Origin of the sequence: Pantoea sp. RSPAM1 (genome assembly GCF_038816185.1) — a bacterium.
Classification (GTDB): Bacteria; Pseudomonadota; Gammaproteobacteria; order Enterobacterales; family Enterobacteriaceae; genus Pantoea; species Pantoea ananatis.
The window spans coordinates 352,513-368,379 of the sequence record NZ_CP046137.1 but is presented as its reverse complement, the minus strand read 5'-3'; the positions used below and the strand labels follow the sequence as shown (position 1 = coordinate 368,379).

The window sequence follows — 15,867 nt, the reverse complement described above, 5'->3', positions numbered from 1 at the left end:
CCGGTGACAACGCATCAGGAAAGCAGCGTAAAGGCGATCATGCCGACGACGGCACCGACGGTGCCCAAAATGGTCTCCATCAATGTCCACGTCTTTAAGGTTTCCCCTTCCGTGGCGCCGGTAAATCGCCCAAACAGCCAGAAACCTGCATCGTTAACATGGCTGATAATAATGGAACCGCCACCGATACAGATGGACAAGGCCGCCAGCTGGGCGCCGTTATAATGCAGTGGCTCAATCACAGGCATGATCAACCCCACTGTCGTCAGGCAGGCGACCGTGGCCGATCCCTGAATCACCCGGACCGCACCAGACAAAATAAAACAGGCCAGCGCAACGGGCAGCCCGGCACCGGTCAGGGCATTTCCCAGCACAGGCCCCACGCCGGAATCGACCAGTACCTGTTTAAAGACGCCGCCCGCACCAATCACCAGCAAAATAATGCCCGCTGGCTGCAGTGCGCTGCCGCAGATCTGCATCACTTTCTCTTTTTCCATGCCCTGACGATAAGCCAGGCCGTAAATAGCCACCAGGCAGGCCAGCAGAATGGCGATAAAAGGATGGCCGATAAATTCCAGCCATTGATAAAGCGCGGTGCCTTCCGTGGTGAAGCGTGCACCAATGGTTTTTAACCCGACCAGCACGAGAGGAAACAGGATTAACGCCAGGCTAAAACCAAAAGAGGGCAGCTTGTTTTCATCAATATCCGGCTGATGATCTTCAGGAGGCGCGCTGAACGAAACGCGTTGCGCGATAAAATGACCAAACAGCGGCCCGGCAATCAGCATGCCCGGCAGCGCAGCGCACAGCCCGATTAAAATCATCCAGCCAAAATCCGCGTGCATCTGAGACGCCAGCAACATGGGCGCAGGCCCCGGCAGCAGAAAGGCCGCGGCGGCGGCCACACCGGCAAACAGCGGTATCACCAGCTTCACCAGATTATCCCCCGTGCGTCGGGCAACGGCGAAAGCAATGCTGATAAGCAGTACCACGGCAACTTCAAAGAAGAGCGGTAAGGCGCAGATTAGCCCGGCGATTCCCATGGCAAAGTGGGCGCGGTTTTCGCCAAAGGTCTTGAGCATGCGAATCGCAATTTGGTCAACGGCACCGGTTTCATGCAGGATCTTGCCGAACATCGCGCCCAGCGCCACCACAATTGCCAGAAAACCCAGCGTGCCGCCCATGCCTTTCTGCATGGTTTCGGCGATGTTATCCAGTGGCATACCGGATAACAGCCCGGCCCCGACTGAAACCAACATCAAGGCAAGAAAGGCATGCATGCGGGCTTTCATCACCAGAAAGAGCAGCAGCAGGACAGAGCCTGCTGCGGTTAAAATAAGTGTTGCGGTATTCATGGCCTAGCCTTGATTAATGGCGTCCTTGATGGTCGCAACCGTCGCCGCCACAACCTCATCCAGCGGGTTCGCGATATCCACGACCAGCACATCTTTTTCATCACTGCCCGGCTCTTCCAGGGTGGCAAACTGCGTCACCAGCATTTGCGGCTTGAAAAAGTGGCCTTTACGCGCCTTCAGACGGGCTTCGATGGTATCGAAATCCCCTTTCAGATACACAAAACGCAGGTTGTCATTGCCCTGACGAAGAATGTCGCGGTAATGCTTTTTCAGGGCTGAACAGACGATGATGGAAATGGCCTGGGTGCGTTGCATTGCGAAAGCCGCGTCATTCAGAGCCTGCAACCAGGGCAGACGATCGTTGTCATCCAGTGGATGGCCTTCTGCCATTTTCAGGATATTGGCGCGCGGATGAAGAAAATCACCGTCGAGAAACGCGGTGTTTAACTGGTGAGAAACCTGGTTAGCGACAACGGATTTACCGCTGCCTGAAACACCCATCAGAATAAAAACGTGATGAGGCGAAGATTGCGTGGTCATTTTTTACTCCGGCAAGTTCAGTCAGTCTGCCATGTTACCGATAACAATGGTGAACCACATTGTCCTGGTGGCATTACATGCTGGCAACCTTTTTACATCCCAAAGCGTTAAAGTGTGAGCCGCTTCATAAAATCACGTTAATCAGATACTGCCACCTTCCAGAATCTCAAAACCGATATCCAGCGGTGGTGTGACGCTGTGTTCCCCGGCGATACGCGCCAGTAACAATGCAGCAGACTCACGTCCCATTCGATCGCGCGGGGTGAGTACCGTTGCCAGCTGCGGCGTGACAACCTGGCTAATATCATGGCCGTGGAAACCAGCAATCGCCATTTGGGCGGGCACCTTGAGTCCCTGCCGCTGACACTCAAACATCGCGCCGACCGCCAGATCGTCATTGGTACAGAACAGGCTGTCTGTTTGAGGATAACGGCGCTGCGCTTCACGCAGCAGATCGCCGCCTGCACTAAACGAGGAGGCTTCTTCCATCATCACGCTGCGCGGCGTTAATCCGGCCTCGCGCATGGCGGCTTCATAACCGCGCTGTTTTTGCAGCGTTCGCTCATCCAGACGCGCGCCCAGATAAACGGTATGACGATGACCTTTATTGATGATTGCCAGCGTCATCTGCCGGGCCGCCTCGACATTGTCAAAGCCGACCGCCATATCAAGACAAGGGGTAACGCTGTCCATCATTTCAATGACCGGAATCCCCGCCACTTCCAGCATGCGCAACGTGCCGGGCGTGTGGGTGCGTTCCGTCAGGATAACGCCGTCGATGTTCCAGCCCAGCAACGACCGTAGCTGACGCTCTTCTTTTTCCGGGTTATAGCCAAAGTGCGCCACCAGCGTCTGATAACCGGCCTCATCGGTGACGGCTTCAATGCCACGCAGTACGTCGGCAAAAACCTGATTGGTCAGGGAAGGCAGCAACACGCCAATGGCGCGGCTGGTCGCATTTGACAGCATATCCGGGGCACGATTCGGTATGTATCCCAGTTCGTCCAGCGCCACGGCAATCTTTTTTCCCAGCGCAACGGACACCTGCTCGGGATTACGCAGATAACGGCTGACAGTCATTTTAGTGATGCCGATACGATCGGCAACGTCCTGTAAAACCGGTCTTTTCTTCTTCATCGTAAGCGCCTGGATAGCCCTGAAAGCAAGTTACGACGAGTCTATCACTTTTTTGCAGCCAGATTGCCAGTGGGGCGAGATATGCCCGCCCCAACAGGTTTATACCGGCGGCAGATCAAACAGCAGGACTTCCGCGGCACTGTCTGCTTCGAGCACCAGGCTGCTTTCGTCCCAGATGGCAAAAGCATCGCTGTTTGTCGCTGGCTGACCGTTTACCTTGACCTGGCCCTTCACCACCTGGATCCAGATACGGCGGCCCGCGTCGGGTACCACGCTGTCGCTGTCGCCCGCCGCAAATACCCAGCGCGACAACGTCATGTCCTGCCAGACTTTGAGCGACCCGTCACGGGCATCAGGCGTCAGAATATACTGGCGTCCCTGTACGTCGGGGAAACGGCGCTGAGCGTAGCGCGGCTCTATCCCTGTACTTTCTGGAATAATCCAGATTTGGTAGAGGTGCAGGGGTTCGGTTTGGCTGGCGTTATATTCTGAATGACGCACGCCCGTACCGGCACTCATAATCTGGAATTCGCCTGCCGGTATCTGTTCTTTATTCCCCATGCTGTCCTGATGTTCAACGGTACCTGACAGCACATAGGTCAGAATTTCCATGTCTTTATGGGGATGCGTACCAAAGCCCTGCCCCGGGTCGATCACGTCTTCGTTAATGACGCGTAACGCCGAAAAGCCCATAAAATTGGCATCGTAGTAGTTGGCAAAAGAAAAGGTGTGCCAGCTGTCCAGCCAGCCGTGATTCGCGTGGCCGCGTTCTTCAGCTTTGCGTAAATAGATCATGTTCAAATCTCCTCACTGTTTTTTATAGTGTGGTATTCGGCGTAAAAGATTGATAGCTGAAAAACTTCACTTCTCTGTTCAAAAATTATGAACATTGAATGACGGGTTGTTGAAAGGGGCTGAAGGAGGCCTGGCGGGAAGAGGTAGCAAAAAAAAAGCCAGCACCCGGCTGGCTAAATAATACTGGAAGCAATGTGAGCAATGTCGTGCATTCTACCGTATCGATGACACGCGAGAAAGCATGACAATAATAATCATTATCATTCGCATCTGTAAAGTCTTTTTGCACATTCTTTTATTGATGTCATACGTAAATACCTTGAAGTTGAGAGGGTTATCCCCCTGCCAACAAGGATAAGCGCTATGAGCACGGTAACCATTCGTCATGCTATCCCTTCTGACGCATCCGCATTAACGCGTCTTTACAGCCAGCCTGAAACGCAGGCGGCTACCCTGCACCTGCCTTATTCTTCCCCCTCGCTGTGGGAGCAGAAACTCGCCAGCCCGCCCGCGGGCGTTTATATGCTCGTTGCCTGTCTCGGTGAGCAGGTCGTTGGGCAGCTTACGCTTGAGGGAATGACGGCTGCACGGCGGCGGCACTGTGCCAGCATGGGGATGGGCGTCGATCCGGCGTTTCATCGTCGCGGGATTGGCAGCGCCCTGATGGCCGCGATGATCGATCTTTGCGACAACTGGCTACAGGTTACGCGCATTGAACTCACGGTGTTTGCCGACAATGACAACGCGATAGCGCTGTATCACAAGTTCGGCTTCCGAATTGAAGGCACCGCGCAAGGCTTCGCCATGCGTGAGGGTGCCTTAATCGATACACATTACATGGCGAGGCTAAAAACATAAGATTACGGGCAGCCAAAAGGCTGCCCGTTTTCATCAGTAACCTGCGCTCAGGTCATCTACGGTGCGCGGATCAGAGGCGCCGTACAGCGTACCGTCAGGCCCAATCATAATACTTTGGGTACTGCCCATCGATGGCAGCACTTTCACATGCTGACCTTTGGCTTCCAGTAACCGCAAGGTGTCCGGACTGAATCCTTTTTCAACCCGCAGCTGATCGGGCAGCCACTGATGATGGAAGCGCGGGGCGTTGGTTGCCTCTGCCACGTTCATCCCATAATCAATGCTGTTCACCACCATCTGCAATACCGTGGTAATAATGCGGCTGCCGCCCGGGCTACCCGTTACCAGCCATGTTTTCCCGTCTTTTACCACGATAGTCGGTGACATCGAAGACAGCGGACGCTTCCCGGCCTGCACGGCATTGGCTTCGCCGCCGACTAACCCGTAAACATTCGGCGTGCCCGGCTTGGCAGAGAAATCATCCATCTGGTTATTCATCAGAATGCCGCTGTTACCGGCCACGATACCGCTTCCGAAGTTGGTATTCAGCGTATAGGTCACGGCGACCGCATTGCCGTTTTTATCCACAACTGAAAAATGGGTGGTTTGATTACTTTCGTAAGGGGCCAGTTTACCCGGCTTGATCTCGCTGGACGGGCGGGCTTTGGCAATATCAATCTGCTGCGCCAGTGATTTCGCATAGGCTTTGCTGGTCAGCGCCTGCCAGGGCACTTTAACGAAATCCGGATCGCCCAGATATTCGGAACGGTCCGCGTAGGCATACTTCTCCGCTTCCGCCATGACCTGCATCGCGTCCGCGCTGCCGAAGCCCATTTTAGCCAGATCAAAATTTTCCAGGATATTCAGGATCTGCACGATATGAATGCCGCCCGATGAAGGCGGTGGCATGGAAAACACCTCATAGCCACGATAGGTGCCGCTGACGGGCTTACGTTCAACCGCATGATAGGCTGCTAAATCGGCTTTAGTAATCAATCCACCATGCTGCGCCATCTCGGCCGCAATCTGGTCAGCAATGTTCCCTTTATAAAAGGCATCCGGGCCTTGCTGAGCAATCAGCTGTAGGCTGTGGGCCAGATTTTTTTGCACCAGACGCTCGCCCTTCTGCCACGGCGTGCCATCGGGCTTGTAGAAAATAGCTTTGCTGTTGGGATGCGCGAGCAGCACTTCCTTACCGTAGGTCTTCAGGTCATCCGCCAGCGCATCGTTGACGACAAAACCGTCACGCGCCAGTTTAATAGCAGGCGCCAGCAGCTTGCCGAGCGGCAGCGTGCCATATTTGTTGACGGCTAAAGCAAAACCGGCCACGGTGCCGGGCGTACCTGAGGCCAGGTGCGAAGTGAGGGAAAGCTTACTGTCGGCATTACCCTGTTTATCCAGGAACATATCGCGCGAGGCTGCCGCAGGCGCCATTTCACGGAAATCGATGGTCGTGGTCTGCCCTGATGCCGTGCGCAGCAGCATAAAGCCGCCACCGCCCAGGTTGCCCGCCTGAGGGTGCGTGACCGCCAGCGCAAAGCCCACCGCGACGGCAGCATCCACGGCGTTCCCCCCCTGACGCAGGATATCCACCCCAACCTGAGTTGCCAGCGCATCAACCGAGGCCACCATACCGTTACGCGCTTTTACCGGATGAAAGGTATCACTGTCGACACCATAGGAGACGGGCGGAGCCTGAGCAGGCGCGGCACCCGCGCCGGTTATGACAGTAAAACTCATTAACAATGACCAGCCCAGCTGGCGCAGTTTGCCTTGTATCATCATGCCGTCTCCACTCTTCACGGTTATTTACATTTCTTTATCCTTTATGTAACTGACTACAAACACAGTCGAATATCAAGAATTAACGCAAATTCAGTGCACTCCTGGAGCAGGAATCTGAACCCGTGCATAGAATTACGCTAACGACCTTGTGACCCCACTTGGGCAAGCACACACAGCATCCGGTCGTTTACTGGAGGATAAAAATGAAAAAGTGGCTTATGGTTTTTGCCGCCCTGCTGCCGTTAAGCGGCATGGCGAACATGCTGAATAATACAAACAATCCTAATCAACCCGGCTATAACCCTAGCCAGCAACGCATGCAGACGCAGATGCTTAATCAGTCCCAGCAACAGCAGACGAAGTTACAGCAGGACCAGCAGCGTCAGAATCAGGATTTACAACGTAAACTGCAGGAACAACGAGACAGTGCCCAGCAGCGAGTGATTAAATCGCAGCCGGGCCAGCAGCAGAATCAACAGAGTCAGTATTAGCGGAAATCGGGGCCGATGATGTCGATGCTGTCCGTACAAATGGCATCAACGCCCCATTTCAACAGCGTTCTGGCCCGATCAGGGCTGTTTACGGTATAAACCAGAATATGCAGATCGGCCTCTTTTAGTTCTGCCACCCGCGCCTCGGTCAACACCTTATGATTGAGATGAATGGAGGTGCAGTCGAGCGCGCGGGTTTTCGCTTTCCACGCGGCGTCCCAGCTGTGGGATAACAGCCCACGCGGTAGCTGAGGTTCAGCCTGCATTGCGGCTTCCAGCGCCTCAAAGGAAAATGATGACAGCAATGGCAGCGTTTGCCCCTGCCACAGCGCGGCGGCTGCCTGAGCAATGGCGCGCCCGGTTTCTGCATCCGTTCCTGTTGTAGGTTTAATTTCGATATTGGCCATCATGCCATGCTGGCGACAGCGCTCGGCGACCTCATCCAGCCGGGCCAGCTTTTCCCCCTGAAACACATCGCTAAACCAGCCGCCCGCATCCAGCTGCGACAGCTTGTCCCAGGGCAGTTCACCCGCTACGCCCCAGCCGTTGCTGGTGCGATCTAACGTATCGTCATGCAGCAGGAAAATATGCGCATCGGCCGACAGTTTGGCGTCGAATTCAATCATCAGGTGACCATATCTGGCGCCCGTATCAATTGCCGCAAGTGTATTTTCCGGCGCCAGCTTTCCTCCGCCCCGATGGGCGACGATGGGCGGATAAGGCCACTGTTTTTTGCTCATTCCAGACGTTTCCCGTGCGTTGAGTCGAAGAAATGTAGCGACCCCACGGGCAGATGCAGCCACAAGGTACTGCCTGCTTCAGGGCGCTCGCTGTGGGGCAAGCGTACCACTAAACGTGCCTCACCGATGCGGCCATGCGCCAGATTATCCGCCCCGAGCATTTCCAGGGTTTCCACCCGGAACGGAATTCCGCCCTGCGCCTGGCTGCTGATCTGAATATGTTCTGGTCGTACGCCAAGGACGACGGGACGGTTGGCCCACTTCGCTTTTCCCTCGCCAATGGCTATCCCGTGGGAGGCATCAATCGTAAAGCGCGTCCCTTCCTGGCTGATATTGCCATGGATCAGATTCATGGCCGGTGAGCCCATAAAAGACGCGACAAACTGGCTGGCGGGCCGTTCATAGACCTCTACCGGCGTACCGATCTGCTCCAGTATGCCTTTGTTCATGACCATAACGCGCTGCGCCAGCGTCATCGCCTCGACCTGATCGTGCGTCACGTACAGGCTGGTGGTTTGCAGACGACGGTGCAGTTGCTGAAGCTCCAGGCGCATCTGGACACGCAGGCGGGCATCCAGATTAGAGAGGGGCTCATCAAACAGAAACACTGCAGGCTCACGCACGATAGCGCGGCCCATAGCCACGCGCTGGCGCTGCCCACCCGATAACTCACGCGGACGGCGCGTCAGCAGGTGATCCAGCTCCAGGCTCCGTGCGGCTTCCAGCACACGTTGACGAACATGTTCTTTACTCATGCCGCGGATTTTCAGGCCGTAAGCCATGTTCTCTTCGACAGACATATGGGGATAGAGCGCATAGTTTTGGAACACCATGGCAATGCCGCGATCTTTTGGCTCTTCATGAGTGACACGTTTATCGGCAATATAGATATCGCCAGAGGTCACCCGCTCCAGTCCGGCGACCATACGCAACAGCGTGGATTTGCCACAGCCCGAAGGGCCTACCATCACCATAAACTCACCGTCGTTGATCGTGACGTTGAGCGGTTGGATGATCTGATTTTTACCGTCGTAAGACTTGGTCACCGCCTGAAGGGTTACGCCTGCCATCTTTATTTCTCGCTCTCAACCAGACCACGCACAAAGGCGCGCTGCATAACAAATACCACCACCACCGGTGGAATCAGGGTTAACAACATTGCCGCCATCACTTCATTCCACTGGGTTGGCGAACCGCTGGTGGAGATCATGCTTTTAATGCCGGCCACGGCCGTTCCCAGGTTAGCGTTATCAATGATTAACAGCGGCCAGAGATACTGGTTCCAGCCATAGATAAAGGTGATCACGAACAGCGCCGCCAGGTTAGTTTTCGACAGCGGCAGCACGATGTCCCAGAAAAAACGCATCGCGCTGGCCCCGTCAATGCGCGCCGCTTCGATTAACTCATCCGGTAGCGACAGAAAGAACTGCCGAAACAGAAAAGTGGCGGTAGCTGAGGCCATCAGGGGCAGGGTCAGCCCGCTGTAGCTGTCCAGCAGATTAAGATCGGCGATAACCTGCACCGTCGGGAAAATGCGCACCTCAACCGGCAGCATCAGAGTAATAAAGATCATCCAAAAGAACAGCGAACGCAGGGGAAAGCGGAACCACACCAGCGCAAAGGCCGACAGAATCGACACCAGGATTTTGCCAATCGTAATACCCAGCGCCATGATAACGCTGTTCATCAGCATCACGCTAAAGGCCGGACCGTTGCCGTTAACCCCGCGCGTCCAGATGTTCGAAATGTTTTCCCACAGGTGCGTGCCGGGAATCAGCGTCATCGGGACGTTATACACGGCGTTGTTATCCAGCGTAGCCGCCACAAAGGCGACATAGAGCGGAAACAGAATGGTCAGGATGCCCAGTACCAGCACCACATGGCTGAATATGTCCAGCCCGCGACGGTTTTCAATCATTGGTATTGCACCTTACGCTCAACAAAACGGAACTGAATGACCGTCAGGCCAATCACCAGCAGCATTAACACCACGGACTGCGCGGCTGAAGAGGAGAGATCGAGGCCGGTGAAGCCTTCGCGATAAATTTTATAGATAAGCGTGGTCGTTGCCTGAACCGGACCACCGCCTGTCGCGGCATCAATCACCGGGAAGGTATCGAAGAAGGCATAGATCAGATTGACCACCAGCAGAAAGAAGCTTACCGGCGTGATCAACGGGAGCGAAATCGTGAAGAAGCGGCGCACCGGCCCTGCGCCATCAATGGCGGCAGCTTCGACCAGCGACTTCGGTATCGACTGTAATGCCGCAAAAAAGAACAGGAAGTTGTAGCTCATCTGTTGCCACACCGAGGCCAGCACGACCAGAAACATAGCCTGACCGCTGTTCTGGGCAAAGTTCCAGTTGTAGCCCATGTGGTTAAGCAGATAGCTGAGTAAACCCAGGCCGGGGCTGAACAGAAACATCCATAATACCGCGGCAATAACCGGCGCCACGGCGTAGGGCAACAGCAGCAGCATCTGATACAGCTTGCGCAGCCGTACGACATAGTCCACCAGTGCCGCCAGGAGCAAAGACGATACCATGCCAAAAAACGCCACCATCCCGCTGAACTTGATCGTGGTCCAGAAGGTATCCAGATAGAGGCTATCGGAAAACAGCCGCTTGAAGTTATCCAGCCCGACAAAGGTGCTGGAGATACCGAAGGGATCCAGGTTTTGCAGGGAATACCACAGCGCTTCACCCGCTGGCCAGACAAAGAAAATAGCAGTGATCAGGAGCTGCGGGAGCACCAGCAAATAGGGTAACAGGCGATTGCGAAACACCGGGCGAGATGGAGACATAACGTTCTCTGACTTTGGGGAAAAAAGGCCAGCCGAAGCTGGCCTGCACAACGGATTACTTGTTCTGTTGCTCGAAACGACGCAGCAGTTCGTTACCGCGTTTCACTGCGTTATCCAGTGCCGCCTGCGGTGACTGCTTGCCGGTCCAGACGCCTTCCAGCTCTTCATCCAGAATGGTACGGATCTGAGGCATATTCCCCAGACGCATGCCTTTGGTGTAAGGCAATGGTGGCTTGTTCATCATCTGGCGAATGGCGATATCCGCGCCTGGATTTTTATCGTAGAAGCCTTCTTTCTTCGTCAGCTCATATGCCGCAGTGGTAATCGGCAGGTAGCCGGTTTTCTGATGCCATTCCGCCGCAATTTTTGGCTCGGTGAGGAATTTCATGAATTCCGCTGCACCTTTGTAGGTGTTAGCATCTTTGCCCTTCATCACCCACAGGCTGGCACCGCCGATAATCGCGTTCTGTGGCGCATTCGGGATATCCGCATCGTAAGGCATCATGCCTACGCCGTAGTGGAATTTGGCATAATGACGGATGTCAGCCAGCGAGCCGGATGAGGCCGTTGTCATACCACAGTCGCCGTTGTAGAACTTGGCGGTCGATTCGTCTTTACGACCAAAATAGGTGAAGTCACCTTTCTTGTTCATATCTTCCAGTAGCTGGATATGACGAACCTGTGCCGGCTTGTTGAACTCCAGCACCGCGTCGGTACCGTCGAAACCGTTGTTTTTAGTGGCAACCGGCAGGCCGTTCCAGGCGCTGAAGTTTTCAATCTGAATCCAGCCCTGCCAGCCGCTGGCATAGCCGCAGCTCATGCCTGACTTACGCAGCGCGTCGGCATCCTTTGCCAGTTCCTGCCAGGTTTTTGGCGGCTGCTCGGGATTCAGGCCCGCTTTTTTAAACGCGTCTTTGTTGTAGTACAGCACGGGCGTGGAGCTGTTGAAGGGTTGAGAGATCAGCTGGCCTTGTGCGTTGCTGTAATAACCGGCGACCGCAGGCACAAACTGCTTCTCATCCATTGGGATGCCAGCATCTTTAAACACCTGGTACACCGGCACGATGGCTTTGGAAGCCATCATGGTTGCCGTACCCACTTCATAAACCTGTAACAGCGCAGGCGCTTTTCCTGTGCGGACCGCAGCGATACCTGCCGCCAGACTCTGTTCGTAGTTCCCTTTATACACCGGGACAATCTTGTAGTCGGGGTGCTCCTGGTTAAAACGTTGTGCCAGTGAGTCAACTTCTTTGCCTAACTCGCCTTCCATTGAGTGCCAGAAAGGGATCTCAGTGACGGCCAGTGCATTACCACTGATCGCCAGACCGAGCACGGCGCTCATCAGGCTGCGACGAAAAGTAACAACGGACATAGAATTTTCCTGTTCAGGTAGGTACGCGCGTTATCACGCATTTTTTGCTCGCGAAGTAACATGACACGCGGAAATGACGGAAAAATAACAGTCAGATGACGGAAAAATGACGACAGAATGTCAGAAAATGACAGGGATAAGCGGGATTAATGCATGATGACGACAAGCAAGTGCAGAAGAATGCCGCTAAGACAGCACTGGGAAACAGCGCCCACACCTGTATAAGGATGGGCGCTGCCGGATACTGGCCTGACAGGAACGTCAGGCCAGAAAGCTAGGCGCCCAGATACGCGCTGCGCACGGCCTCGTTAGAAAGCAACGCCTCACCGCTGTCCTCCAGCACCACGTGACCGTTTTCCAGTACGTAGCCCCTGTCGGCCAGTTTCAGTGCCTGGTTCGCGTTTTGCTCAACCAGGAAAATCGTCATGCCTTCGCTGCGTAACTGCTCAATCGTATCGAAGATTTGCTGAATAATAATCGGCGCCAGGCCCAGAGAAGGCTCATCGAGTAACAACAGGCGCGGCTGGCTCATCAGTGCCCGACCGATAGCCAGCATTTGTTGTTCGCCTCCGGACATCGTGCCTGCCCGCTGAACTTTACGCTCAGCCAGACGCGGGAACAGCTGGTAAACACGTTCGATGCGCTGCAGATACTGCTGACGACTGGCAAAAAAACCGCCCATCGCCAGATTCTCTTCCACGGTCATACGTGAAAATACGCGACGGCCTTCAGGCACGATGGCAATGGCTTCACGCATAATGCGCGCCGTTTGCCAGTCGGTAATGGCTTTGCCATCAAAAGTAATGGTGCCGCTGGTGGCGCGCGGTTCGCCGCACAGCGTACCCAGCAGCGTGGTTTTACCGGCACCGTTCGCACCAATCAGCGTGACGATCTCACCCTGATCGATATGCAGACTTACGCCATGCAGGGCCTGAATTTTGCCGTAATGCGCACTGACGTTGTCAATGGTTAACATGGCCATATTACGCCTCTCCTAAATAGGCACGGATCACGTCCGGATTGTTACGAATCTCTTCCGGCGTGCCGTTAGCCAGCGGCGTTCCCTGATTAACCACATAGATACGATCGGAAATGCCCATGACCAGTTTCATGTCGTGCTCAATCAATAAAACGGAAACCTTATGTTCGCCCCTTAACTCGGCAATCAATTCATCCAGCTCGTGCGTTTCTTTGGGGTTAAGTCCGGCGGCCGGTTCATCCAGCATTAAAATCTCCGGACGCGTCACCATGCAGCGGGCGATCTCCAGGCGGCGCTGCTGACCGTAGGCCAGATTACCGGCCTGGCGGTTGGCCATGTCCAGTAACCCAACGCGTTCGAGCCAGGTGGCGGCTCGATCCAGCGCCTCGCCTTCACTGCGGCGAAAGGCGGGCGTTTTAATCAGGCCGGAAAAGACCCCGCTTTTCAGATGTTGATGCTGCGCGACCAGCAGGTTTTCTATCACTGTCATTTCGCGGAACAGGCGCACATGCTGAAAGGTGCGGACAATCCCCATGCGCGCGATCTTCTGTCCCGATAAACCGGCCAGATTCTTGTCACGCAAGGTAATGCTGCCGCCTGTTGGCTTGTAGAAACCTGTCAGGCAGTTGAACACGGTGGTTTTGCCTGCGCCGTTCGGACCGATAAGCGACACGATTTCCTGTGGACGCAGTTCCAGTTTGACGTTGTTTACGGCTAACAGACCGCCGAAGCGCATCATCAGGCCTTCAACGGCTAATAAAGGCTGACTCATGCCTGCTCTCCTTGTTTACCCTGTCTGAGTTTCAGATGTGGACGCTTCATGGGCAGTAACCCCTGCGGCCGCCAGATCATCATCAGCACCATCAACCCACCGAGGACCAGCATGCTGTACTCATTGAGATCGCGCATCAGTTCACGCGACACCACCAGCAGAATGGCGGCCAGAATCACCGCAAACTGCGATCCCATTCCGCCCAGAACCACGATGGCCAGCACAAACGCGGATTCAACGAAGGTAAAGGATTCGGGACTGACAAACCCCTGGCGCGCGGCAAACAGCGTACCGGCAAACCCCGCAAAAGCCGCACTGATAGTAAAGGCAGTCAGCTTAATACGGGTTGGACTCAAGCCCAGCGAGCGACAGGCGATTTCATCTTCACGCAGTGCTTCCCAGGCCCGTCCAAGCGGCATACGCAGCAGACGGTTAATCACAAACAGCGTCAACACCACTAACAGTAACGCCACCAGATACAGGAAAATCACCCTGTCGCTGGGATCGTACTTCATGCCAAAGACCTCGTGAAACGTGCCCCATCCCCCTTCACTAACGCGGCGGCCGAACTCCAGGCCGAAGAAAGTGGGTTTGGGAATCTGGGCAATACCGTTCGGTCCCCCTGTAATCGCGGTATTGTTAAGCAGCAGAATACGGACGATTTCGCCGAAGCCCAGCGTCACGATAGCCAGATAGTCGCCGCGCAGCCGCAATACCGGGAACCCCAGCAGCAGGCCAAAGGCCGCGGCCACTAATCCGGCCAGCGGCAGGCTCTGCCAGAAACCGAAACCATAGTAATGATTGAGCAAAGCAAAGGTATAGGCACCGATGGCATAGAAGCCGCCATAGCCCAGAACCAGCAGCCCCGATAGCCCAACCACCACGTTCAGCCCCAGGCCCAGCATGATGTAGATGAGCGTCAGTGTCGCAATATCAACGCTGCCGCGCGAGACCAGAAAAGGCCAGATAACGGCAGCAGCAATCATTAACGCCATGACGAGTTTTTGCTTCGGCGTGGAACCATCAAACCCCGGCAGTACCAGACCGCCACTGCTGCGCTTCAGCTTGCCCTGAAGCAGCGGACGCAGCAGCTGGAACAGAAACACCACCGCGCAACCGATAAATATCCAGTTCCAGCGCACGCTACCGGCATTGACCACCTGTAGCTTCGTACCATTCAGATCGAGGCGCATTCCCATAAAGAACGCAGCCAGAACCAGCAACATGACCGTCGAAATCAGCGCATTGACCAGACCAAGGCGTTTCATACTTTCTCTACCTCCGGACGGCCCAGAATGCCGGTCGGCATCACCAGCAGCACCACGATCAGTAAGGCAAACGACACCACATCTTTATATTCCGTGGAGAGATAGGCAGAGGTCAGGGCTTCAGCAATGCCCAGCACCAGACCGCCAATCATCGCGCCGGGAATACTGCCAATACCGCCCAGCACCGCAGCGGTAAAGGCTTTCATGCCCGCCATAAAGCCGATAAAGGGGTTGATGGAGCCATAAAACTGGCCTAACAGCACACCGGCCACCGCCGCCATCGCGGCACCAATCACGAAGGTCAGCGAAATGACGCGATCCGTATTAATGCCTAGCAGGCTGGCCATCTTCAGGTCTTCAGCACAGGCACGGCAGGCGCGGCCCATGCGGGAATAGCGAATAAACAGGGTCAGCGCCAGCATCGTCAGGAACGTCACTACCCAGATCACCAGCTGCATCGTCGACAGCGTAGCCGCGAAACCATTGCTTTCTCCCAGCGTCCACTGGCCGGTAATCAGGCTCGGCAACGCCAGATCGCGCGAGCCCTGGGTCAGGCTGACGTAGTTTTGCAGGAAGATGGACATTCCGATGGCGGAGATCAGCGCAATCAGGCGCTTGGAAGAGCGAACCGGCCGGTAAGCCACGCGCTCAATGCTCCAGCCATAGGCGCTGGAAATAATCACTGCCATCACAAAGCCGGCGGCGATCATGAGCCATGAGGTATCAATGCCCATCATCATCAGGGCCGCAATCACCATAAAAGAGACATAGCTGCCGATCATATAGACCTCGCCGTGGGCGAAGTTGATCATGCCGATAATGCCGTAAACCATGGTGTAACCAATGGCGATCAGCGCGTAGGTGCTCCCGAGGGTGACCCCGTTGAACATCTGCTGAATGAAATAGAGAAACTGCTCGGACATAATGAGGACCTACTCAGAAACCAGAAAACCCCTCTCCTGTCAGCAGGAGA

General features: G+C 55.0%; 16 protein-coding genes. 2 read left to right on the top strand and 14 right to left on the bottom strand.

Features of this window, described 5'->3' with window-relative positions; translation table 11 throughout:
- Positions 1-14: 14 nt before the first annotated feature.
- From gntU to GKC68_RS02205, 4 genes are all read right to left on the bottom strand, one after another.
- Positions 15-1,355, bottom strand: coding sequence for a gluconate transporter (gene gntU, locus GKC68_RS02220; RefSeq protein WP_028724422.1), 1,341 nt, complete (start codon positions 1,353-1,355; stop codon positions 15-17).
- Between the two features lie 3 nt (positions 1,356-1,358).
- On the bottom strand, positions 1,359-1,895 hold the full coding sequence (gene gntK, locus GKC68_RS02215; protein WP_014604836.1) for a gluconokinase: 537 nt from the start codon (positions 1,893-1,895) through the stop codon (positions 1,359-1,361).
- Between the two features lie 141 nt (positions 1,896-2,036).
- Entirely contained in the window at positions 2,037-3,032 is a 996-nt protein-coding gene (gene gntR / locus GKC68_RS02210) for a gluconate operon transcriptional repressor GntR (protein ID WP_028724424.1), read from the bottom strand.
- A gap of 99 nt (positions 3,033-3,131) precedes the next feature.
- Positions 3,132-3,827, bottom strand: a complete 696-nt coding sequence (locus GKC68_RS02205) for a pirin family protein (RefSeq protein WP_014594800.1) — start codon at positions 3,825-3,827, stop codon at positions 3,132-3,134.
- Between the two features lie 363 nt (positions 3,828-4,190).
- On the opposite strand from GKC68_RS02205, the gene GKC68_RS02200 reads away from it, so the two are divergent.
- Positions 4,191-4,685, top strand: a complete 495-nt coding sequence (locus tag GKC68_RS02200; protein WP_110983907.1) for a GNAT family N-acetyltransferase — start codon at positions 4,191-4,193, stop codon at positions 4,683-4,685.
- Between the two features lie 33 nt (positions 4,686-4,718).
- Here the strand turns inward: GKC68_RS02200 and ggt are convergent, their stop codons facing one another.
- Positions 4,719-6,470 carry a gamma-glutamyltransferase gene (gene ggt / locus GKC68_RS02195; protein ID WP_028724426.1) on the bottom strand — a complete coding sequence of 584 codons (1,752 nt, stop codon included), beginning with the start codon at positions 6,468-6,470 and terminating at the stop codon, positions 4,719-4,721.
- Between the two features lie 203 nt (positions 6,471-6,673).
- Here ggt and GKC68_RS02190 point away from each other — a divergent pair, with 203 nt between their 5' ends.
- Positions 6,674-6,961 (top strand): DUF2756 domain-containing protein, encoded by a 288-nt coding sequence (locus GKC68_RS02190; RefSeq protein WP_047713823.1) that lies wholly within the window; start codon positions 6,674-6,676, stop codon positions 6,959-6,961.
- Here the strand turns inward: GKC68_RS02190 and ugpQ are convergent.
- The 9 genes from ugpQ to livH all read right to left on the bottom strand — a co-directional run bounded on the left by ugpQ (position 6,958) and on the right by livH (position 15,817).
- A complete protein-coding gene (gene ugpQ / locus GKC68_RS02185) occupies positions 6,958-7,701 on the bottom strand; it encodes a glycerophosphodiester phosphodiesterase (RefSeq protein ID WP_058706308.1) in 744 nt (247 codons plus the stop codon). The genes GKC68_RS02190 and ugpQ overlap by 4 nt on opposite strands.
- Positions 7,698-8,771 (bottom strand): sn-glycerol-3-phosphate import ATP-binding protein UgpC, encoded by a 1,074-nt coding sequence (locus tag GKC68_RS02180; RefSeq protein ID WP_013027549.1) that lies wholly within the window; start codon positions 8,769-8,771, stop codon positions 7,698-7,700. Before GKC68_RS02180 ends, ugpQ begins: the two co-directional genes overlap by 4 nt.
- 2 nt (positions 8,772-8,773) lie before the next feature.
- Entirely contained in the window at positions 8,774-9,619 is an 846-nt protein-coding gene (gene ugpE, locus GKC68_RS02175) for a sn-glycerol-3-phosphate ABC transporter permease UgpE (RefSeq protein ID WP_028724428.1), read from the bottom strand.
- Positions 9,616-10,503 (bottom strand): sn-glycerol-3-phosphate ABC transporter permease UgpA, encoded by an 888-nt coding sequence (ugpA, locus tag GKC68_RS02170; RefSeq protein ID WP_028724429.1) that lies wholly within the window; start codon positions 10,501-10,503, stop codon positions 9,616-9,618. The genes ugpE and ugpA overlap by 4 nt, the downstream gene beginning before the upstream one ends.
- A 55-nt stretch (positions 10,504-10,558) precedes the next feature.
- Positions 10,559-11,875: a sn-glycerol-3-phosphate ABC transporter substrate-binding protein UgpB gene (gene ugpB / locus GKC68_RS02165; protein WP_028724430.1), complete on the bottom strand. Its 1,317-nt coding sequence runs from the start codon at positions 11,873-11,875 to the stop codon at positions 10,559-10,561.
- A gap of 274 nt (positions 11,876-12,149) precedes the next feature.
- Positions 12,150-12,857, bottom strand: coding sequence for a high-affinity branched-chain amino acid ABC transporter ATP-binding protein LivF (gene livF / locus GKC68_RS02160; protein WP_028724431.1), 708 nt, complete (start codon positions 12,855-12,857; stop codon positions 12,150-12,152).
- A 1-nt stretch (position 12,858) separates the two neighbouring features.
- A complete protein-coding gene (gene livG / locus GKC68_RS02155; protein ID WP_013027554.1) occupies positions 12,859-13,626 on the bottom strand; it encodes a high-affinity branched-chain amino acid ABC transporter ATP-binding protein LivG in 768 nt (255 codons plus the stop codon).
- Positions 13,623-14,894 (bottom strand): high-affinity branched-chain amino acid ABC transporter permease LivM, encoded by a 1,272-nt coding sequence (locus tag GKC68_RS02150; RefSeq protein WP_013027555.1) that lies wholly within the window; start codon positions 14,892-14,894, stop codon positions 13,623-13,625. The genes livG and GKC68_RS02150 overlap by 4 nt, the downstream gene beginning before the upstream one ends.
- Positions 14,891-15,817, bottom strand: a complete 927-nt coding sequence (gene livH, locus GKC68_RS02145; RefSeq protein WP_014594805.1) for a high-affinity branched-chain amino acid ABC transporter permease LivH — start codon at positions 15,815-15,817, stop codon at positions 14,891-14,893. The genes GKC68_RS02150 and livH overlap by 4 nt, the downstream gene beginning before the upstream one ends.
- Positions 15,818-15,867 lie beyond the last annotated feature (50 nt).